Annotated in this window: 19 protein-coding genes; 11 read left to right on the plus strand and 8 right to left on the minus strand. The window is 51.1% G+C overall.

The window, feature by feature from the left end:
* Positions 1-13: 13 nt before the first annotated feature.
* The 3 genes from BM412_RS02260 to BM412_RS02270 form a co-directional block, all read right to left on the minus strand.
* Positions 14-898, minus strand: a complete 885-nt coding sequence (locus BM412_RS02260; RefSeq protein WP_091213335.1) for a carbohydrate ABC transporter permease — start codon at positions 896-898, stop codon at positions 14-16.
* A gap of 12 nt (positions 899-910) precedes the next feature.
* Entirely contained in the window at positions 911-1,879 is a 969-nt protein-coding gene (locus tag BM412_RS02265; protein ID WP_091213338.1) for an ABC transporter permease, read from the minus strand.
* A gap of 433 nt (positions 1,880-2,312) precedes the next feature.
* A complete protein-coding gene (locus tag BM412_RS02270; protein ID WP_091213341.1) occupies positions 2,313-3,356 on the minus strand; it encodes a LacI family DNA-binding transcriptional regulator in 1,044 nt (347 codons plus the stop codon).
* A gap of 243 nt (positions 3,357-3,599) precedes the next feature.
* Between BM412_RS02270 and kduI the strand changes: the two genes are divergently transcribed.
* The 5 genes from kduI to BM412_RS02295 are packed head-to-tail and all read left to right on the plus strand — an operon-like array spanning position 3,600 to position 9,021.
* Positions 3,600-4,433, plus strand: a complete 834-nt coding sequence (kduI, locus tag BM412_RS02275) for a 5-dehydro-4-deoxy-D-glucuronate isomerase (protein ID WP_091213343.1) — start codon at positions 3,600-3,602, stop codon at positions 4,431-4,433.
* A gap of 33 nt (positions 4,434-4,466) precedes the next feature.
* Positions 4,467-5,234 (plus strand): DeoR/GlpR family DNA-binding transcription regulator, encoded by a 768-nt coding sequence (locus BM412_RS02280; RefSeq protein ID WP_091213346.1) that lies wholly within the window; start codon positions 4,467-4,469, stop codon positions 5,232-5,234.
* Between the two features lie 2 nt (positions 5,235-5,236).
* Positions 5,237-5,986 carry a 2-dehydro-3-deoxy-D-gluconate 5-dehydrogenase KduD gene (kduD, locus tag BM412_RS02285; RefSeq protein ID WP_091213412.1) on the plus strand — a complete coding sequence of 250 codons (750 nt, stop codon included), beginning with the start codon at positions 5,237-5,239 and terminating at the stop codon, positions 5,984-5,986.
* A 32-nt stretch (positions 5,987-6,018) separates the two neighbouring features.
* Positions 6,019-7,860, plus strand: coding sequence for a hypothetical protein (locus BM412_RS02290; RefSeq protein ID WP_091213414.1), 1,842 nt, complete (start codon positions 6,019-6,021; stop codon positions 7,858-7,860).
* Positions 7,861-7,875: 15 nt separating this feature from the next.
* On the plus strand, positions 7,876-9,021 hold the full coding sequence (locus BM412_RS02295; RefSeq protein WP_091213416.1) for a YyaL domain-containing protein: 1,146 nt from the start codon (positions 7,876-7,878) through the stop codon (positions 9,019-9,021).
* 42 nt (positions 9,022-9,063) lie between these two features.
* Here the strand turns inward: BM412_RS02295 and BM412_RS02300 are convergent, their stop codons facing one another.
* From BM412_RS02300 to BM412_RS02310, 3 genes are read right to left on the minus strand one after another with little or no spacing between them, the layout of a single operon-like run.
* On the minus strand, positions 9,064-10,143 hold the full coding sequence (locus BM412_RS02300) for a Ger(x)C family spore germination protein (RefSeq protein WP_091213419.1): 1,080 nt from the start codon (positions 10,141-10,143) through the stop codon (positions 9,064-9,066).
* 9 nt (positions 10,144-10,152) lie between these two features.
* A complete protein-coding gene (locus BM412_RS02305; RefSeq protein ID WP_091213422.1) occupies positions 10,153-11,211 on the minus strand; it encodes a GerAB/ArcD/ProY family transporter in 1,059 nt (352 codons plus the stop codon).
* Positions 11,208-12,527, minus strand: coding sequence for a spore germination protein (locus BM412_RS02310; protein WP_177245618.1), 1,320 nt, complete (start codon positions 12,525-12,527; stop codon positions 11,208-11,210). The genes BM412_RS02305 and BM412_RS02310 overlap by 4 nt, the downstream gene beginning before the upstream one ends.
* 283 nt (positions 12,528-12,810) lie before the next feature.
* Between BM412_RS02310 and BM412_RS02315 the strand changes: the two genes are divergently transcribed.
* Positions 12,811-13,596 carry a YhcN/YlaJ family sporulation lipoprotein gene (locus BM412_RS02315; RefSeq protein ID WP_091213427.1) on the plus strand — a complete coding sequence of 262 codons (786 nt, stop codon included), beginning with the start codon at positions 12,811-12,813 and terminating at the stop codon, positions 13,594-13,596.
* 78 nt (positions 13,597-13,674) lie between these two features.
* On the opposite strand, the gene BM412_RS02320 is transcribed toward BM412_RS02315, so the two are convergent.
* On the minus strand, positions 13,675-14,538 hold the full coding sequence (locus BM412_RS02320; RefSeq protein ID WP_091213430.1) for a helix-turn-helix transcriptional regulator: 864 nt from the start codon (positions 14,536-14,538) through the stop codon (positions 13,675-13,677).
* Positions 14,539-14,725: 187 nt separating this feature from the next.
* Between BM412_RS02320 and BM412_RS02325 the strand changes: the two genes are divergently transcribed.
* The 5 genes from BM412_RS02325 (at position 14,726) to glpX (ending at position 19,503) form a co-directional block, all read left to right on the plus strand.
* The gene (locus BM412_RS02325; RefSeq protein ID WP_091213432.1) at positions 14,726-15,640 is read left to right on the plus strand and encodes a phytanoyl-CoA dioxygenase family protein; all 915 of its coding nucleotides are present in this window, start codon (positions 14,726-14,728) and stop codon (positions 15,638-15,640) included.
* A gap of 962 nt (positions 15,641-16,602) precedes the next feature.
* Positions 16,603-16,824 carry a helix-turn-helix domain-containing protein gene (locus BM412_RS02330; RefSeq protein WP_090641524.1) on the plus strand — a complete coding sequence of 74 codons (222 nt, stop codon included), beginning with the start codon at positions 16,603-16,605 and terminating at the stop codon, positions 16,822-16,824.
* A gap of 205 nt (positions 16,825-17,029) precedes the next feature.
* Positions 17,030-17,689 (plus strand): CBS domain-containing protein, encoded by a 660-nt coding sequence (locus tag BM412_RS02335; RefSeq protein ID WP_091213435.1) that lies wholly within the window; start codon positions 17,030-17,032, stop codon positions 17,687-17,689.
* A gap of 11 nt (positions 17,690-17,700) precedes the next feature.
* A complete protein-coding gene (locus BM412_RS02340; protein ID WP_091213439.1) occupies positions 17,701-18,519 on the plus strand; it encodes a pyruvate, water dikinase regulatory protein in 819 nt (272 codons plus the stop codon).
* A gap of 15 nt (positions 18,520-18,534) precedes the next feature.
* The gene (gene glpX, locus BM412_RS02345) at positions 18,535-19,503 is read left to right on the plus strand and encodes a class II fructose-bisphosphatase (protein WP_090979418.1); all 969 of its coding nucleotides are present in this window, start codon (positions 18,535-18,537) and stop codon (positions 19,501-19,503) included.
* A 91-nt stretch (positions 19,504-19,594) separates the two neighbouring features.
* Here the strand turns inward: glpX and BM412_RS02350 are convergent, their stop codons facing one another.
* On the minus strand, positions 19,595-20,200 hold the full coding sequence (locus BM412_RS02350; protein WP_091213442.1) for a TetR/AcrR family transcriptional regulator: 606 nt from the start codon (positions 20,198-20,200) through the stop codon (positions 19,595-19,597).
* Positions 20,201-20,226 lie beyond the last annotated feature (26 nt).

Genomic DNA, 20,226 nt, shown 5'->3' on the forward strand with positions numbered 1-20,226 from the left:
CCACGCAAAGGAATTATCCTTTTATGGCGCCAATCATAATGCCTTTTACAAAATAACGTTGCAGGAATGGATAGAGAATGAGCATCGGAATGTTAGCAACGACGAGAACGGCGTACTTGATGCCTTCAACGGCACGCTGCTGCTTAATTGCGGATTCCGTAGACGCTTTGATCATGTCGTCCGTTTGACCTTGTATAAGGATTTCGCGCAGAATGAGCTGCAGCGGGAACTTGCTTTTATCGGATAAGTAGAGGAGGGCATTGAAGAACGCATTCCAATGTCCGACCGCATAGAAGAGAATCGTTACTGCAATGATAGGCATGGACAAAGGCAGGACTACCTTGCGCAAAATTTGAAAATTGGAGCAGCCATCGATTGTGGCCGCTTCCTGCAGCTCGCCGGGAATGGTCTGCTGGAAGAATGTACGCATGATGATAATATTCCAAATCGATACCGCGCTTGGAATGACCATAACCCACAGGGTATTCAGCATGCCGAGCTTCTTGACGAGAATGAAGGTCGGGATGAGGCCTCCGCTGAAAAACATCGTGAATACGAGCAGGGCCATGATCACGTTGCGTCCGACAAAATCACGCCGCGACAATGGATAAGCGCCGCATATCGTCATCAGCAGGTTAATGAACGTACCAAGCGAGGTATACAGAAGCGTGTTGCCGAAACTTCTGACAATGTCGCTGTTATGGAAGATTTTACTGTAGGAATCCAGCGTCAATCCCTTCGGCCAAAGCACGATCTCGCCGCTCATTATGTATTGGGGATCGCTGAATGAGGCGCTTAGGACAAATGCAAGCGGATAAAGCACGGCAATCACGACAAGGATTAACACCGAATACGTCATGAAGCTGAAGAGGCGGTCACCTCGGGTCTGATCAGCCATTCGAGAACCTCCTTACCATAAGCTGGTTTTACTAAGTCGTTTGGATATCGAGTTGACGCTGACCAGAAGGGCGAAATTGATGATGGAGCTGAATAGTCCGACTGCGGTTGAGAAACTGAAATCTGCCTCCTGAATACCGCTTCTGTATACGTAGGTATCAATGATGTCTGAGCTGCCCATATTTAACGTGTTTTGCATAAGCAGTACCTTCTCGAAGCCGATCGACATCACGTTTCCGAGCTCCAATATGAACAGAATGATAATTGTCGGCAGGATGCTGGGGATGTTAATATGCCAAATGCGCTGCAGCCGAGTTGCGCCGTCTACGCGAGCCGCTTCATGCAATTGATGATCTACGCCGGCGAGTGCGGCCAGATAGATGATAGAGCTCCAACCTGTCGTCTGCCAGACAGAGGACATCACGTATAAGGTTTTAAACCAGGATGGCTCGGTGAGGAAGTTAACCGGATTGCCCCCGAACAGTTCGATCAGGGTATTGACTAGACCATACCGCGGATTCAGGAACATCATCATCATGCCAACGACTACGACGGTGGATAAGAAGTGTGGGGCATAGGTAACGGTTTGAACGAATTTCTTGAACTTCTCTGCTCGAACTTCGTTCATCAGAAGAGCGAGGAGGATCGGAATGGGAAATCCTACTGCGAGTGAATAAAGGCCGAGTCCGACCGTATTGCTGATTAAGCGTTTGAAGAAATAGCTATTGAATAGCCGATGAAAATGATCGAAGCCAACCCAAGGGCTTCCCCAGATCCCTTTGTTCGCAATGAAATCCTTGAATGCAATCTGAACACCATACATGGGGATGTACTTGAACACGATGAAGTAGGCGAGAACGGGTGAAATGAGCAGATAGAGCTGCCAATTTCGAAAGATACGATTCCAAAAGGCTTTTCTCTTTCCCGTTTTGGTAGTCGTCCGAATGGGATTTTGCAGAGCCTGGGCAGTGCGGGTAGCCATTTCTTATCACCTCGTCTGTAAATTAATCCCTGTGTGCCTCGTCGATCTCGGTGTTATGTTTCATGACATGAACCTATCATAGAATTTGAGGGACTAAACTGTCAATCATTTTATCCAAAAAATATTATTAATTTGGATAAAGTTGCGGACTACTTGGGTAGAGGGATGATCCATCGAAAATGCTGTAATTCCTCCTCTTCATCGGTTGTATTTCAATAGTCTATCATAAAATTAAGCGCTTTCAATATGTTGTTTGGTCAAGTTTTTATAAAGTTTTGCGTAATTTTTATCCAAATAATTCGGTTATTTATCCAAAATCATGACTGATTTCGCGTAGAATCACATCGATATTTGGATATAACCAAAGCTGGCTTTGGTATTTATGCAAATAAAAAAGCCTAACGGCGCAAACCGTCGGGCTTAGACGAACAAATTAGTTCGCACTTCGATGATAGTCTGATGATGCTCTGACGATCAAGGAGCACGGAAGCAATATTTTGGGCGGAATCGAATAGTGTCCATCTAAGTAATCCACCATCGCCTTCGCCGCTATACTGCCGATTTCATATTTGGGAACATCGATAGACGAAAGTGGAGGAGATGTATATTGAGCGAAGGCAATATTGTCCATTCCAACAAAGGCAATGTCCTCCGGAACGCGGCAATCCTTCTCCAGAGCGGCTCGCATGGCAGGGATAGCAAGCATATCGCTCGCACAGAAAATGGCGGTTGGCCAATCAGACTTCGGTACACGCAGGAGCATTTGGGTCATTCGGGTATAGCTGTCGTTCACGTTCCAGTTGGTGTCGATGACCCAATCCGGATTGATGGTGAGATTGGACTGCAGCATAGAGAATTGATAGCCGATATACCGTTCATCGTTCTCCATCTTTCGGTAGAAGGCAGGTCCGCCTATGTAACCGATTCTCGTATGCCCCTGCTCCACGAGATGGCGAATAACCATTCGGGCTGCAGCTACGCGATCGCAGTCGACTACCGGCACAGACAAGGATTCATCATTGAAGCTCACGCCAAGAAGGACGATACCTTCCTTTTGCATCATCTCGAAAAATTCTTCATCGTACCAGCTGACAGCGAGAACTCCCTTTACGCTTGCTTCTCCGAGCATGGCTGCAAGACGCTGCATATCCTTTAATTCCTCAACGGTACGAACGATGACCGGGGGCTGCCCAAGTTCATTCATTTTCCTGTGGAAGCCTTCCAGTACTTGCGAGAAATAAGGATGGTCTCCCATGAGGGACTGGGGGATGATACATACGACTTGCTTCAATGGAGTGCTGCTCTGAGCCCCGGGTTGGTCTGAATCAGCAAGCTTGTATCCCAGTTCGACAGCGACACTTCTTATTTTGCGTTTCGTTTCCTCGCTCACAGGTCGGCTCGTGTCGTCGCTAATGGCCCGAGAAACTGTCGAAATAGAAACGCCTACGCGTTCAGCGATATCTTTCAATGTAGGCACAACGATATCCTCCTTGCTAGGCTGACTGCGAGCAATTGACGCAATCCTCTCACAACGTATTGTAACTTGTGTTTGAAGACAAATCCATCCCATTCGGATAGAAGAGGAAGCGTATTCAGAGCGGGAAAAACTTATTTAGACTCAAATGGATTTTTCTCCTTGTATTATGAACATCCCTTTATTAAAATGAACATATAAATTACTAAACGAACTTATATGAACAAAAAAGGAGAATGCGATCACATGGAAATTCGTTACGCCTCGCATCCGAATGAAGTAAAGGCATTTGATACTACCCGCCTTCGCGAAGAGTTTCTGATTGAACAATTATTCGTTGCTGACGAGCTCAAACTGAGCTACTCGCATGTGGATCGTTTCATTATCGGCGGCGCTGTTCCTGTGATAGGTTCCGTGAGCCTCGCAGTTGATCCGGCTACCATCGGCGCGGCCACCTTCCTGGAACGCCGGGAGATTGGGATTATTAATGTCGGCGGCAAGGGTACGGTTACGGTGGACGGAGAAGTCTATGGTATGGACAGCAAGGATTGCCTATACATTGGCCGCGGCGCGAAGGATGTCAGCTTCGCAAGTGAAGACGGTTCGCAGCCTGCCAAATATTATTTGAATTCCGCTCCGGCGCATCAGACGTATCCGACCGTGAAAGCAGCGATTAGCGAAGCATCACCTAACCATCTGGGCAGCTTGGAGAACTCCAATGAGCGAACGATCTACCGCTACATTCATACAGGCGGCATTCAAAGCTGCCAGCTCGTGATGGGCATGACGTTGCTGAAGCCGGGAAGCATGTGGAATACGATGCCTTGCCATACGCATAACCGCAGGTCGGAAGTGTATTTCTACTTCGACATGCCCGATAACGGCGCGGTGTTTCATCTCATGGGCGAAGCGGCCGAAACGCGCCACCTGGTCGTACGCAATGAGCAAGCGGTCATCTCCCCGAGCTGGTCGATTCATAGCGGCGTGGGCACGAACAGCTACACGTTCATTTGGGGGATGGCGGGAGAGAACCAAACCTTCGAGGACATGGACGCCGTCGCAATGAAGGACTTAAAATAAAGCTGCAACTAAGCATGAAAGTGATGGTTTTCGATGAACCCTTTGCGCAGATACGAGAAAATTATGGAAATGCTGCTGGCCTCCGGAGAAGTGATGGTCACTGATCTTAGCGAGCAGCTGCAGGTGACAGGCAAGACGATTCGCGAGGACTTGGCGAAGCTGGAACAGAAGGGGCTGCTGCAGCGCATTCATGGCGGAGCGGTCCTCGCGCAGGAGAATCAGCTCGGCATCCTGTCGCTGAAGCAAGAAGAAGCACCATACGCTGCTCAGCATCAAGAGATTGCAGAGCTGGCGGTTTCGCTCATTGAAGCTAACGAGGTTATCGCCTTGGATGGCGGGCGCACAACGCTGGCGATTGCCAAGCTGCTGCCGGATGAGCCGCTGACGGTCGTCACGAACGATCTTCATATTATCGCGGAGCTGGCCAGCCGTACGTCGATTCGTCTGGTCGTGCCAGGCGGTTATCAGATCCGCAACATGCTGATCGGCGCTGAGGCTGCAGCCTATATTCGCAGACTGAACATTGCCAGAGCGTTCCTGTCTGCAACAGCCATCCATCCGCAATCCGGATTCACGATCTACTCCGGTGAATCGGCCGACATTAAGCGGGCATGGCTGGAGACCGCCAAAACCTCCTATGTCGTTGCGGATCATTACAAATTCGGTCAAGGCGCGCTGTTCACCTTCGCGAAATTGAACGAGGTTAGCGCGATCATTACGGATTCCGGCATTACGCAGGAAACAGCAGAGCAGTTCCGGCAAGAAGGAGCGACACTTCTTATAGGAGAGAAGGGAGCATAAGGATGAGCTTTAACTTAACAGGCAAAACAGCGCTGGTTACCGGCACATCAGGCGGGATCGGCCAAGCCATTGCGGTCGGCCTGGCTGAAGCGGGTGCTTCCATTGTGGCGGTATCGGCTTCGAACAGCGATGAGACGGTTCAAATGATTCGGGATAAAGGCGGCCTTGCTGCCCAAATTTCCGCGGATTTGAGTCAGATCGATAATTTGGAGCCGGTGTTTAATGAATCGCTGGCTTATTTCGGGGGCATCGATATTCTGGTCAACAATGCCGGGACGATTCGACGTGCGCCTGCTGCCGGGCATTCCCGTTCCGATTGGTTCGATGTGATCGATCTGAATATGAATGCCGTCTTCTTCCTCAGCCAATTGGCCGGCAATCATATGATTGCCAGAGGCAGCGGCAAAATCATCAATATTGCCTCGATGCTCAGCTTCCAAGGCGGCATCAATGTACCGGGCTATACGGCAAGTAAACATGCCGTAACGGGAATTACGAAGGCGCTCGCCAATGAATGGGGCGGCAAAGGCATTCAAGTGAATGCGATCGCTCCCGGTTATATCGATACGCGCAATACAGCTCCGCTCATGGCGGATGAGAAGCGAAGCCAAGCGATCCTGGAGCGGATCCCCGCAGGCCGATGGGGGTTGCCGAAGGATTTGCAGGGCCCGGCGGTGTTCCTCGCTTCGGCGGCATCCGACTATATGAACGGCCACATCCTATGCGTGGATGGCGGGTGGCTCGCACGCTAGCTTACTAGTTCAAATCGGCTGGAGGCGAAATTGTGGCGGAAGCGTTGGGTTGGACGAAGGATAATTTATTGAGCTGGCTGGCGGAGCGGGATCCGGCCGAACAGAATAGGTACGGAGAAGAAGCGAGCAGCGCTGCCAAGTGGGAGGAGATCGCAGGTTCCCCTCATTATGCGGCTATGGTGCGAGAAGTAGAGAAGGAAGGAAAGCTTCTGGAGCAAGCGCCGATACCGGAGCTTACGCCTGAGCTGTATGGACTCTACGAGAGAACCGGGAATCGCTTGATGTACGAGGGGGTCTACTTTCAGCGGAGAAGGCGGCTGGCAGCCTTTGCGATACGCCACTTCCTGTATCCGGGTGAGAAAAGCTATATCGATGCGCTGGAAGAAATCATTGTGGCTATTCTAGTGGAGCCAACATGGTGCTTGCCCGCACATATGAGAGGTCAAGCGATCGATCGCCATATCGATTTGTTTGCTGCGGAGACAGGTTTCGCGCTGGCAGAGGTTATAACGATATCCGGTGACGGGCATCTCTCTATGCATCTTCAGGATGCAATCCGTCTTGAAGTGGATCGGCGTTTGTTCGTACCCTATTTGAATCATGGGCCGTACCACTGGGAAACGGCGGATCATAACTGGGCTTCGGTATGCGCCGGATCCATCGCTTCCGCTGCACTTCTTCTCGAATCGGATACCGGTCGATTGGCGGCTATCCTTGAGAAAGCGATCGGCACGATGGGGCATTATCTGTCCGGCTTCGGCGAAGATGGGGCATGCCTCGAAGGACCGGGATATTGGAATTATGGCTTTGGCTATTTCGTTGCTTTCGCTGATCTCCTGCATCGCGGTACCTGCGGCAAAGCGAACCTGCTTGCCGATAATAAGGTGCGATCGATTGCGCAGTTCCAACAGCGCTGCTATCTCGCCGGAAACCGCCCGGCTAATTTCTCGGACGCGGTTCCCGATGTAAACGTTCATATCGGACTCTCCGATTATTTGGCCTCCTATTATAAAGAAGTAGAATATCCTCCGCTAGCTGTACGGGCAAGCTTCAGCGATGATCATTGCTGGCGGTTCGCCCATGCGCTGCGCAATTTCATCTGGCATAAGCCGCATGCGCCAAGGGCGGAAAGCTGGCAGTCCGGAAGCTGGTTTCTGCCGGATGCGGAATGGCTTGTTTCGCGCTGCGCCTCAGCTGCCGGCAGCTTCGGGTTTGCTGCCAAGGGCGGCACGAACCAAGAGCCGCATAACCATATCGATGTCGGCCATTTTATACTGCTCGCTGATGAGGACCCGGCTTTCGCAGCTGATCTTGGCAGCGGCGAATATACAGCCGACTACTTCGGAGAAGGTCGTTACGGCTATGATTGCAACGGGGCGCAAGGCCATTCGCTCCCAATCATAGGCAGGCACCTTCAAGCGGTTGGCGCGCAAAGTGCAGCAGTTGTGCTGGAAGCAGACATCGGGGATGAAGAGGATCGCTTCGAATTGGAGCTTGCCTCGTGTTATCCGAGCAGCGGGCTGACCTCGTACCGGCGTCAGTTCATCTGGCATAAGGGATCGGAAAGGCCGATGCTTGAGCTGCGGGATACGTTTCGTTTTGCAGGGAAGCCCGCTTCTATTACGGAAACGTTCATTACCCGCGCCAAACCGGTATTGCTGGCAGATGGGCAAATGCTGCTGCAAGGGGAGCGCCATGCCGTCCGGCTTGACTATGATCCGGGCTGCTACGAGGTTCGGATCGAGGAGCGGACTTATTCGAACCACTACGGTCAGGAAGAAAGCTATTCTCGCATATATTTGGATCGAAGGAAAGAAATGATAGAAGGCGATGCTGCAATACAGCTTGGTTTTCATTTCAAATTTCCGGAATAGGCAGGTGGGCTCGGCATGGTGCAAGCGGCAAACTCGGACACAATATCGAAGCAGTGGGTGGATGAAGCATGGGAGCGGACGATCCTGAAGGTGAAGCGTACCAGTGCCCGAATCGGAGCGAACTTTCCTCATGCAAGCCAAGGCGGTCGTTATGGATTGGAGCAGCCGCAATGGTGGACGGCGGGATTCTGGCCGGGGATGCTGTGGCTGCTGCAAGAAGGCAATCCGGGATTTCGGGAGCTCGCCGAGCAATGTGAGCTTAAGCTTGATGAGGTGTTGGACGGATACGATCACCTTGATCATGATCTTGGGTTCATATGGACGCTGACCAGCATATTCAATTACAAGCTGAACGGCGGCGAAACGTCCCGCAGACGAGCCTTCAAGGCAGCGAGTCATTTGGCCGGCCGCTTTAATGTGAAGGGCAATTACATCCGCGCATGGAATCCTTGGCGGGAAGGCGATAACAATGCAGGCTTGGCCATCATTGACTGTGCGATGAACCTGCCCTTGCTTTACTTTGCTTCGCGGGAAAGCGGCGATCCGCGTTACGCCCATATTGCGGAAGCGCATATGAGCACAGTGCTCGCGCATTTCATTCGCCCGGATGGGTCGGTTCGGCATATCGTGCGCTTCGACCCTCAGTCCGGCGAGGTTGCCGAATATATCGGCGGCCAAGGCCATGCTCCGGAATCTGCGTGGTCACGCGGGACAGCATGGGCGCTTTATGGGACTGCTCTGGCTGCGAAGCATACAGGCCGTCAGGATTATATCGATGCCGCCAAACGAGTGGCGCATTTCTTCCTCTCGCAGCTGCCCGAGGACGCCGTACCAGCATGGGATTTCCGCGCGCCATCCGAGACAAAGACACTTCGCGATTCTTCCGCAGGGGCATGCGCGGCATGCGGATTGCTGCTCATCTCTGAACTTGTTCCCGCCGAGGAGTCGGACAGTTACAAGCAAGCAGGAGAGCGAATAATTGAGTCGCTCTATCGCAATTACGGAGCTTTCGACGACGAGCAGGAAGAAGGACTAATTTTGCACGGTACGAGTCATTATCCGGAGCGCAAAAATGTCGATGTGCCGCTGATTTACGGCGATTATTTCTTCGTAGAAGGACTGGCGAGGCTTAGAGGAGACAGCGTAATTCCTTGGGAGTAATGGAAATGGCTATAGGGCTGTCCCACACGGGACAGCCCTTAATTATTCCTCTTGCTCTAAATTCCCGAAATTGTTGATGACTACATTTACCTTATAATTCACTTTCAGCTTCGGATAATAGTCGCTTCGCCAACGCTTCAGATCATCGAGCGGAAGCTTGCTTCTAAATTGATTGCCTAAACCAAGGGGATCGCTCTTGTATTTCTGCAGCTTGGCTGTTAACCGTGTCAGCTGCCCGGCCATATACGATTCCATTTCCTTGGTCAATTCTTCTTCGGAGGCATCCTTTCTGCTTTCAGTGACGGCTGCTTTTACGAAGAGCTTAGCGTCTAAAACAGGCCCTTCTTTAGATAATCGAGCTTTCCATTTCACTTTAGCGCTTAGTATCGTCAGATTTGCGCTCTTTAGAACCTCGAGCGCAGCACCATGATAACGGTTTGTAACCACGTTAACGAACAGGGTCTCTTCCTTCCCAAGGCGCCCCACCATCTTTCCTTCTCGCATAACGGCAGATCCGGGAAAGACAAGCACCGTTTCCTTACCTGGACGAATAATGGGGATTATCACGTCTTCTGTATAGGATTTCGTTGATTCATAAGCTTCCCACAGTTTGGTTTTCGCTGTTTTAGGTGTCCAGCCGGCCGCTTTATTGGAGTATTTAAAAAAAGTCGTCACATCGGATTGAATGGCATGATTCGTATTGGTAAACAGCTCCTTCATGTTCGCGTCTGTAATGGCTACTAAGGATCGGGGCGGAATTCCTCTCGTTCTGATGGCATTATTGAATTCATCCTCCAGCCCTTCAACAGCAACCGATTCATGAAAGACGACCATCTCGATATCTAACATATCGATGTAATTCTCGATATTGATTCTCATATTATCGAAGGCTGAACTGATTGAACTGGATTCCTGCGAGATCGTCTTGATCGAAAATGCTTTTTCGGCGGGAATAGGAATCTGCAAGGTGATTTCGAATGCTTGAGACTCTCCTTTCGCAACGCCTACGATAATGGGCATGGTTCGAAGATTGATATCATGGCTGTCCCAGCATCCACTCAGCAGCAGCACGAACGAAAGGCTCACGAGAACATTTGCTAGTTTAAAATGACGGAAGTTCATCGAGTCAGGTCACCTCCTAAGCCGCGCTTGTCTTCGGTAGTAAGCTCCGGCTATCGCTATCGCGAGCACTAGCCCAAATCGAGCAGGGGCTCCCCACTCTGACAATTTTTCCAGATCCCCCATGTTAACGATCAATAGGGACAAGATAAGGACCAGCACGGATACGGTGATTGGATTCGTCATCCATTTGGTTAACCTCGATGAACGACTGGCCATTGCCCGGGTGAGCCAAAGAAGCCCCGTGACGTTCATAAGTGTGCTCAGTAAGACAGCCATCACATAGAACAAGGAAAGCCGATCAAAGAAAAACCAATTCACCCTGATGGAATCCAAAACAATGATCAGCGGGTATCGCAGCGGCGCTGCGCCTTCATGCCCGAACATGCCAAGCGGGATATAAACGATAATCAGATAAAAGAACAACGATACGCTCCAAGCTCCCCACAACCAACGCTTAGAAACTTGCGAGAGCGGTCCGAAGAAACCGATTACACCGATCGTATGAGAGAAGATAAACAACAAAGGCAATATTTTCGCCTCGCTCAAGAACGAGAATGTCGGTACGAGCGGACTAATCATGTTTAGCGATAGATTGCCGTACGTACTCGCGAGGCTAATGATAATGAGCGGAAGTCCAAATATGCCTACAAGAATGGACAGACGCAATAACGAATTTCGCCCGGCATACGAAATGCACAACGACGAGAAGAGCAGGAGTGACATTAACACCCAAATCGGCGTATTCGGAAGAAATAACATTTTGAGTAATTGGGAGTGGCCGCGAATGATGATCGTGATGACCAGAACGTTGCTGATGGTTATCAGCCACAGCCAGATAAAGCGGGATATTGTTTTCGTTTGTAAGAAACAAAGCAGCAAATCCTCTTTGCTTTCCTTAAATCCCCCAATGAGCAAGCGAAGCAAGACGCCTTGGAGCAGCCATCCAAGCACCACTGTCATCCAATGACCGGAAGGTTGGGACTGGATAATGCTTTGGGGGAAAATAAACATGAGCAGACCGTATTGAAGCACGATAAATAAAACGGCTACCGAGATGCCTTGCTTCATCGATTCGGTTTCCCTCCCCTCGGAGCTGTGGTTGGCACAAACGGCTTACTGAGTATCGTGATGTTGCTTATTAGGGAGAGCAGTAAAAATAAGCCGCAAACGATACCGAGAGGGCCGAACAAGGCGGCAAAAAAGAGCATGATATATCGCCACAGTCGAACCGTCAGCGCGAATTGATAGCCAATAATCGTGAAGTTGGCGATTGTGGAGGCGGCAAGCACGATGATCAGCAAATTGCTGACCAGCTGCGCTTCGACAACCGCTTGTCCGAGGATGATCCCGCCTACCATCGTCATGGCCGGGCCAATGCTCTTGGGCAATCGAAGGATAGCTTCGAGGAGCATTTCAATAATAAAGAGCAGGATGAGCGCTTCCGTTAACGATGGATAAGGAACGCCAACACGGCTTCGGGCAATGGAATAAATCAATTCCAGCTTCATGACATCCGGATTGATGGAAACCAATGCGACATAGGCCGCAGGAGCGATTATGGCAATGAGCGCGCCGAGGACGCGGAAGAAAATGATCATGACGGAAAGAGCGGAAGGCAAGTCCAGATCCGTATCTAAGATAAACAAGTCGGCAAGATGTACGGGAATGATGATCGCTTCCGGGTAACCCTCGATCAGCAGCGCAATTCGGCCTTGTTTTAGAAAGTGGCAGGCTTCATGAGGCGACTCCGTTCTGTTATAGCAGGGGAGCGGGCTCCATAACGGCTGCTGGCGAAGCCACTTTGCTACTTGGCGAGTAGAGGTGAAGTCTTCGTTGGCATGGGCGCGAATGGCTGCCTCGCAATCCGCGAGCAGGGCGGCATCGACTGTATTATCGAGCGATAGAATGAGCATGCGCTGCTTATGCGTCGAGCCGACGAGCACAAGGGATTGCTTCAAATGTGCGGAACGAAGCTCATTCCGAATCAAGCCCACGTTGGTCATAATATCTTCGATGAAGCCAGTTTGCGATGAGATGAGGATATTTTGATTGTTCGGCGTATTAATCGAGCGGTTTAAATTCTGAGATAAGGGCTGTACCCAAATGGCCTCCGAGCGGTTGGCGGTAAAGAGAAGGGCACGTCCTTCCAGAAGACCTTGAACATGGTCCCCTGCCTTCGCCGCCTCTTCAGCGCCAAGTGTCCACTTCAGCTGTTCCCATGTATAGGACTCGGCAGAAGCGGTTTCCTTGATCCGCCAAACGGTTGCCGCGACATCAACGAGGCTCGAAAGTGCGAAGAGTTCAACATGCTTGCCGCCGAGTACAATATGCTGATGTTGAAAATCGGGACTCTTCCCGAGTTTTTCGATGACATGTTCCACCATAACCCACCACCTATGGGTAGTATTGGCAATGGGCATCGAAATTATGAGATGACTTGGTCTAATTATCGCTACTGATTGTCACACTTTATCTAAACAGGGCGGCGCGAATTCAAGCCATCGGCGGTCCGCGTGTTGTCGGAACATCAAGCGGAAGCAGAAGTTGAAATTGCGATGATGGCGCAGACAGCCCCTAAAAACTTGCCAGCATAGCTCATCCACGTTCGGCTAACCCTATAAACGGGCCGCATCAATTCGGTTCATACGAAACGGAGGATGAGATGGAATGCAGCGAAAATTGGCAGTGCTCGCAGCCGGCGCGATGTTGACGACGATACTGACAGGCTGTATGGATAACCAAGGGGAACTTGGTAACCGCAACATCCGAAATAACAGTATCGCTTATGACATGAACGGCAACCGAATCATCAATTCCAGATTTGCAAACGATCAAATGAATGAAATGAATCGTGTGGACGGACACCGATTAAACAGCAATAATATTATCGGTCTTCACAAGAACTACAGGCTGGAAATGAGCAAGGACATCTCGGATCGGCTCGAACGTTTGCCTGAAGTGAATAAAGCTCATGTGATGCTGACGGATGACAACGCCTATGTCGGCGTATCGCTGAAGGATAAGTCGGAGATGAAGGGGGCAGGCACTCGTGCGATGAATATTCCTTCTGCACCGACTCCACTCAGCCGTACGCAGCGAGCGTATCAGCGTCCAAACCTGAATACGGGTACTATGGATACGAAGATCAGTGCGATTGCTACAGGTCCGAACATGCTGCGGGTGTATAATACAAACCCGGCAACGGTTCCTAGTGCTCCGAACCGTATGGCGCGGGATGCTGATGTTACCGGCGGTCTGAAAGACAGAATTGCCAATGAAGTGAAACAGATGGCGCCGCAAGTGAAGAATGTGTACGTTTCGGCGAATCCGGATTTCTTCGATCGCATGGACGCTTACATGAGCGATGTGAAGCTTGGCCATCCGATTCAAGGTTTCATTGCTGAATTCAATGCGATGGTTGACCGTGTTTTCCCTCATCGATCCGGATCTTAAGTCTTAGTTACTATGAGCATTTAAGGGGCAGCCAATTCACGTTCTCCGACGTGAATTGGCTGTTCTTCATGATGCTAATTAAGTCACGATGGAGGAGCAGAACTGGCTGAAGCTTGTGCCCATCTTGCTCTTGAACATCCGTCCGAACGTATGCACATCGGCATAACCTACGGCATTGGCGATTTCGCCAATCGACATATTCGTTTGAATGGCGAGCTCTTTGGCGCGTTCAATGCGAACGCGCGTTAAATACTCGAACGGTGTTATGCCAAATGCATGACGGAATTTAATGATGATGTAATTGCGGCTGAGTCCTGACATGGCCTCCAGTTCACTGTGTTGAATGTTCTCACTGAAGCGGTTCGCGATGTAATTTCGGATGAGCACCATTTTGGTTTTAATCTTGTGCTGGCCCTCCGTCTTCGTTTCCTGCTCCTGCTTGATCCCCGACAAATCGGCCAAAATGCTCATCAGCAGTCCCTGACATTGCGTATGATGCGCCAAGCCGGGCTGATGATAATGGGTGATCAGCTGCGTGAGCTTCTTCTCAATATCATGCCCTGTGAAATTGCCCAAATACCGTTCCTCGCCGAGCATTCGCTCAACCGGGTAGTTTGTCTCTCCGAAGTCGAAGAGTATGGAGATGCAAATATATTTTTCCCCAGGGATGGTATGGACTTCATGGGCCTGCGACGGGGAGTGGTAGATTAGGTCGCCGCGACGAGTGATGTACGTTTGATCCTCAATCCGATATTCGGCGGCCCCTTCGACCACATATTGAAACTGATAATTGTTCAGCATTCGCCTTGCGATGTCCCAATGCTGCGGCGCGTGAAACAGATGGGCAAGCGTGATATATGGGGGATGAAAATACAAACCCGCAACGTGTTCGGGCAGTGCGTGATGGTAAAAGGGAATTTTAGGCGGCGGCACATTCATCATACGGGTCAGGGTCACCTCATTGGCGTTAAAGTAGATGCAGATGCTGATATTGACTATTCAGGTTTACTATCGCAATTTCGAGTGATTTCTGCAACCACTTTGTTACTTTCAACTACATACACCTTCCGTCCATTTCCCTTATACTTAGCTCAGAAGCACTCATTACCATTGAGGGAGTGGAGTATGGATGGGCACGATAAATGTGGAAATTCCTTTCGTCGATGCAAAGGCGCAGGACAGTATAACGGAGGAACAGGCGCAGTTTTTCTTGGATAATGGTTTTCTGGTCATTCGGAATGTAATCGTGGGCGAAGAATTGGAACTGGTGCAGTCCGAAATGCAAGCGCTTTATGAGAAAGGTGCTGCAGGCGTAGATGACAACCCGGACTTTATGTATGGGGTTGGTGTGAAATCAGGCCAATCGGTCTTTAAGCGCGTCGAATATGTCATAGATAAAAGCGATCCGATGAAGGCGCTGCTCGGCCATCCGTTTATCCTTCGCTCCGTCGAGAAGCTGCAAGGCCGCAACTTCATCGCAACTTGGGATTCCATGGTGCTGAAAGCGCCGAATGAAGGCATTATCGTTCCTTGGCATCGCGATGCGGCAGTGCCTGAAGGCTGTACGGATACGCGTCCGATCTTTAACGTGGATTTCTACTTGGATGAAGCCGACTTGCAAACCTGTTTGTGGGTCATCCCGGGAAGCAATAAGTGGAGCAAAGAAGATGCGGACAAACGCTGCAAGCAGCCCGGCTTCACAACGGAGGATGCGATTCCGGTACCGATGCAGCCGGGCGATGTAATCTTCCACAACATCGAGGTGCTGCATGGCTCACCTGCTGGCGACGGCAACCCGCTGCGCCGCACGGTTTACTACGAATTCCGCCCCGGCGAAATCGAAGCCGAGTTCGGCCCGCACACGCTGGAGTACCTGTCGCTCAAGCAGCATCTGCTGCAGGACTGCATCGAACGCCGCAGTAACGCATCCTATGCGCAAGGCGAAACGCCTTTTGCCTATGAGCCGAACGGCGCATTCGCGATCCGCGCGCCGAAGCCACCGGCGCAGTATCGTTACGCGCACGAAGTGTATTGGCGCCGATAGGCGCTTGAATTGGGCCTGCGGCCCGGTCGCGTTTTCGCGGCCGGGCCGCGGTTTTTTTGTTTTGGGTAGTAGCGTGGCGAGTGAGAGTCGGGAAATCCGATTCCCGCTACCGAAAACGATGCACTGAGAAGCTGAAAGTCGGAAAATCCTCTTCTCAGCTCCCAAACTAACCTAATTAGCCCCTACGCAGTCACTGAGAGTCGGAAAATACGTCTCTCGCCACTGATAACGCTGCATAAAGAAGCTGAGAGTCGGAAAACCCGTCTTTCACCACCGAAAACGCTTCATAAGGAGCTGAGAGTCGGGAAATCCGTCTCTCAGTCCCTAACTAACCTTCGCTCATTCGCTGAGCGTTCCAAAATGGAACTCTCACCGACGAAATCACACAAATAAGCGACTGAAAGTTCGGAAACGGAACTTTCAGGAACCGCCCGCCCCCACTAACCTTCGCTCATTCGCTGAGCGTTCCAAAATGGAACTCTCACCGACGAAATCACACAAATAAGCGACTGAAAGTTCGGAAACGGAACTTTCAGGAACCGCCCGCTCCCCACTAACCTTCGCTCATTCGCTGAGCGTTCCAAAATGGAACTCTCACCGACGAAATCACACAAATAAGCGACTGAAAGTTCGGAAACGGAACTCTCAGGAACCGCCCGCTCCCACTAACCTTCGCTCATTCGCTGAGCGTTCCAAAATGGAACTCTCACCGGCGAAATCACAAAAAATAGCTGCTCAGAGTAAGGAAACGTAGCTCTCAGCAAAGCACATACCTCCTGCTAAGCAGGGCATTTAACCACATTTTCTTCGGAATTATAGGCATCCGTCATGGAGCGACAAATACCCGCCCATTTTTTCAATATACCGCACCACTACAGGCGCCTGATCATATTATACTTTGACTGTATCCCTTAACCTTGTTAAACCATAAAAACCCGAGCAAGGAGGGGTGACAAACATCAATGGGTAGCGACCAGAAGAGCAAGTTCTTATTAACTCATCGTGAACGCGAGGTTTTCGAGCTGCTTGTGCAGGATAAAACCACAAGGGATATCGCACAGCAACTGTTCATCAGCGAGAAAACTGTTCGAAACCACATCTCCAACGTCATGCAGAAGTTGAACGTTAAAGGTCGTTCACAAGCGGTTGTCGAGCTTATAAAGCTTGGGGAATTAAAGATTTGACGAAAATCACCGCATACCTTGCTCAGCCTTCTGGCAATGCTTCCGAATTTATTCGGAAACGTTTGCGAGAAGGTTTTTTGACGTCTATGGCGGTGTTTGCAATACATTGGAGGCAGGCGCTTATCGTCACACCAACCATAAATAGCCAAATATATATTGTGTACTAATAAACCAATATGATACATTAATTATCAAATAAGGACGCATGAATGAGGTGGTTGGCATCACGTTAACGGCAAGGCAAGTCGAAATTTTAAAGCTCGTCAAGCTGCATGCGCCGATTACGGGCGATCAGCTGGCGGAGATGCTGGGGACGGGGAAGCCTACGCTGCGCGCGGATTTATCGCTGCTTGTGATGCTGCGGCTCCTGGAGGCTAAGCCGAGAGTGGGGTATTTTCCGGGGACGGCGGCGCAGGGAAGAGAGCAAGTGCTCAAACGATGGGAAGATGCGTGCGTGAAGCATGTACAGGGATTGCCGATCAGCGTGGCGGAGACCGCGTCCGTCCATGATGCTGTCATTACTTTATTCATGGGCAATGCCGAGGTACTCACCGTCGTGGATGAGAATCGGCATTTTGTAGGCGTCGTGACACCGAAGGATTTGCTCAAAATCACGCTGGGCAGCAGCAATGCCGCTTCGATTCCGGTAAGTATGGCGATGTCTCGTCTGCCGGCGATCGCTGCGGTGCAAGCCGATCAACCGTTGATGGACGCGGTTAAGAAGATGCTCGTACAGGAGCTGGACGGTTTACCGGTCGTTTCAGGTGAAGAACAGCCTGCGAATCGTTATGAGGTCGTAGGGTGGGTTAGCAAAACGAATATCCTCCGCTGGATGATGGAGCTGGAATCGGACAGGCAGGGATAAGGAGGCAGGACGTGGGAAGCTCGGGGAAACGTGTGCAGCCGATCTATATATGCTCGGATGCGGTTGGGGAAACGGCGGAAGCGGTCGTGAAGGCGGCGATGCGGCAGTTCGCTTTTGAAGATGTGAAATTGATTCGATGCGGCCACATCAAGTCGGAGGACGAAATTGTCCACATTGTCGGAGAAGCAGCCGGGGCCGGCGGTTTCATCGCCTATACGCTGGTGCAGCCGGAGCTCCGCGAAACGATGAGAGAGGAAGCGCTGCTGAAAGGCGTGCGCGCCATTGATGTACTGGGACCGATGATGCAAGCTTTTATTGATACGTTCAATGATTCGCCGAAACGTCAACCGGGCCTGCTTCACACGCTCGATGATGATTATTACCGCCGCATTGAAGCGATTGAATTCGCTGTCAAATATGACGACGGCAAGGATACGAAAGGGCTGCTGCTGGCGGAAGTCGTCATCATCGGCGTATCCCGCACTTCAAAAACGCCGCTTAGCATCTATCTCGCCCATAAAGGCATTCGAGTCGCGAATTTGCCGCTCGTGCCGGAAGTGAAAGTACCGCAGGAGCTCTATCAAGGCAAACGACTTATCGTCGGGTTAACGATGCAGCCGAAGAAGCTTTCAGGAATAAGAACCGAACGGCTTAAAGCAATGGGACTTCCTTTCTCCGCGAAATACGCATCCGCAGAGCGCATAGATGCTGAGCTCGTCTACGCGCATTCCATCATGAAATCGTTAAATTGTCCGGTCATCGACGTTACGGAGAAAGCGATTGAAGAAACAGCGGGCATCATTATTGGTTGGCTGCAGCAAGCAAACTGAGGAGGCAGATGTACGATGGAGCGGGAACTGGCACTTGAAATTGTACGGGTAACGGAGCTGGCAGCCCTTGCTGCAGCTCCTTGGATGGGCAGAGGAGATAAGCACCGCGCCGATGAAGCAGCGACGAATGCGATGCGGGGCATGCTGGATTCCGTCTCGATTCGAGGGACGGTTGTCATCGGAGAAGGCGAAATGGACGAGGCTCCAATGCTCTACATTGGCGAAGTCGTCGGCAGCCTCCAAGGACCGGAGGTAGATGTGGCGGTCGATCCGCTGGAAGGAACGGAGCTTGTCGCGAGAGGACTCAACAATGCCATGGCCGTCATCGCGGTCGCGCCGAAAGGTCGGCTGCTGCACGCACCGGATATGTACATGGAAAAGCTTGCCGTTGGACCGGCGTTAGCCGGAAAGCTGAGGCTGGAGGATCCGATCCGCACGACGGTGGAGAAAGCGGCGCTTGCCCTTCACAAACAAGTATCGGATCTAACCGTTATGATCCTGGATCGCGAGCGCCATGCGGAGCTGATTCGCTCGCTGCGAGAAGTCGGCGTACGCATCAAATTTCTGTCCGACGGCGACGTTGCGGGAGCGATTGCCCCGGCTTTCCCTGAAGCCGGCATTGACCTCTATGTCGGCTCCGGAGGCGCCCCGGAAGGCGTGCTTGCTGCAGCCGCGCTGAAATGTCTCGGCGGCGAAATTCAAGGCCGGCTCATGCCTCTGAACGAGGAGCAAGAGCAGCGGTGCAGAGCGATGGGACTCTCCGACCCGCGCAAGCTGCTGCGGATGGAAGATATGATCGGCAATGACGATGTTATTTTCGCAGCAACGGGCGTTACGCCCGGTGAGTTTCTCGGCGGCGTCTCCATGCTGCCGGATCAGCGCGCCGAAACCCATTCCATCGTGATGCGAGTGAAAACACGCACCATTCGCTACATCAAGTCCCAGCATTATTTGCCCAACAAGCCGATATTAGGCCAGCTTTAGCTGGGAACCAGTCAACCAAATAAAGGACGCCGGCGAGCAAACCCTTTACCTACAAGGGAATGGCTCATCGGCGTCCTTTTTGGCGCCTGCATTATCGCCCGAGAAATAGGCTACTGTAATAAGAAATATACTTCGCCTTCATCTGTTCCGTTGTTTGTCCGCGATCGTCGGTAAAGAAGAGGAACGCAATCGGACTCATGGAAATCGTAATATGGAAGGCTGCGAATTCGGTATCCACGCTCGGTGCCAAGCCTGCCGCAACAGCTTCATCAAGTAAATTCTTGAGAACGCCCGTCACGAATTGAAAAGGCGGTGAGTTGAGCATGTTCTCCCGATCGTCGGAACACCATGCATCCGGTTGAATGGCATTAAACCATTGCATTTCCGTTGCGATAAAATCAATCCAGCGCGACAGGAATGTTTCCATTCGCTCCCGTACAGGAAGTTGCGCCTCCAGTGCAAGATAAGCGGAAATATTGGCTGCAAATCGCTCGAAGCGATCCGTGAGAAGCTCCATGCAAAGCTCGGCCTTAGAAGAATATCGTCTGTACAATGTGCCTTGCCCGACGCCTGCGCACTTGGCAATCTGATGCATGCTGACGCTTTCCACACCATGTTCATGAAACAGCTGGGAGGCTGTATCGAGTATGAGCTCGCGGTGTCTGGCGGCGTCCTTGCGTTCGCTCCGTTGCTGCATATGCCATGAACCTCCTGAAATTGAAA

Origin of the sequence: Paenibacillus sp. BC26 (genome assembly GCF_900116125.1) — a bacterium.
Taxonomy (GTDB): Bacteria; Bacillota; Bacilli; order Paenibacillales; family Paenibacillaceae; genus Paenibacillus_Z; species Paenibacillus_Z lignilyticus.

Coding starts and splice junctions, on each gene's coding strand:
- BM412_RS02265 (WP_091213338.1), bottom strand. CDS start 1,879: ATGGCTACCCGCACTGCCCAGGCTCTGCAAAATCCCATTCGGACGACT.
- BM412_RS02350 (WP_091213442.1), bottom strand. CDS start 20,200: ATGCAGCAACGGAGCGAACGCAAGGACGCCGCCAGACACCGCGAGCTC.
- BM412_RS02330 (WP_090641524.1), top strand. CDS start 16,603: ATGGGTAGCGACCAGAAGAGCAAGTTCTTATTAACTCATCGTGAACGC.
- BM412_RS02335 (WP_091213435.1), top strand. CDS start 17,030: ATGAATGAGGTGGTTGGCATCACGTTAACGGCAAGGCAAGTCGAAATT.
- BM412_RS02260 (WP_091213335.1), bottom strand. CDS start 898: ATGGCTGATCAGACCCGAGGTGACCGCCTCTTCAGCTTCATGACGTAT.
- BM412_RS02310 (WP_177245618.1), bottom strand. CDS start 12,527: ATGGTGGAACATGTCATCGAAAAACTCGGGAAGAGTCCCGATTTTCAA.
- kduI (WP_091213343.1), top strand. CDS start 3,600: ATGGAAATTCGTTACGCCTCGCATCCGAATGAAGTAAAGGCATTTGAT.
- BM412_RS02315 (WP_091213427.1), top strand. CDS start 12,811: ATGCAGCGAAAATTGGCAGTGCTCGCAGCCGGCGCGATGTTGACGACG.
- kduD (WP_091213412.1), top strand. CDS start 5,237: ATGAGCTTTAACTTAACAGGCAAAACAGCGCTGGTTACCGGCACATCA.
- glpX (WP_090979418.1), top strand. CDS start 18,535: ATGGAGCGGGAACTGGCACTTGAAATTGTACGGGTAACGGAGCTGGCA.
- BM412_RS02300 (WP_091213419.1), bottom strand. CDS start 10,143: ATGAACTTCCGTCATTTTAAACTAGCAAATGTTCTCGTGAGCCTTTCG.
- BM412_RS02295 (WP_091213416.1), top strand. CDS start 7,876: ATGGTGCAAGCGGCAAACTCGGACACAATATCGAAGCAGTGGGTGGAT.
- BM412_RS02305 (WP_091213422.1), bottom strand. CDS start 11,211: ATGAAGCAAGGCATCTCGGTAGCCGTTTTATTTATCGTGCTTCAATAC.
- BM412_RS02325 (WP_091213432.1), top strand. CDS start 14,726: ATGGGCACGATAAATGTGGAAATTCCTTTCGTCGATGCAAAGGCGCAG.
- BM412_RS02280 (WP_091213346.1), top strand. CDS start 4,467: ATGAACCCTTTGCGCAGATACGAGAAAATTATGGAAATGCTGCTGGCC.
- BM412_RS02320 (WP_091213430.1), bottom strand. CDS start 14,538: ATGATGAATGTGCCGCCGCCTAAAATTCCCTTTTACCATCACGCACTG.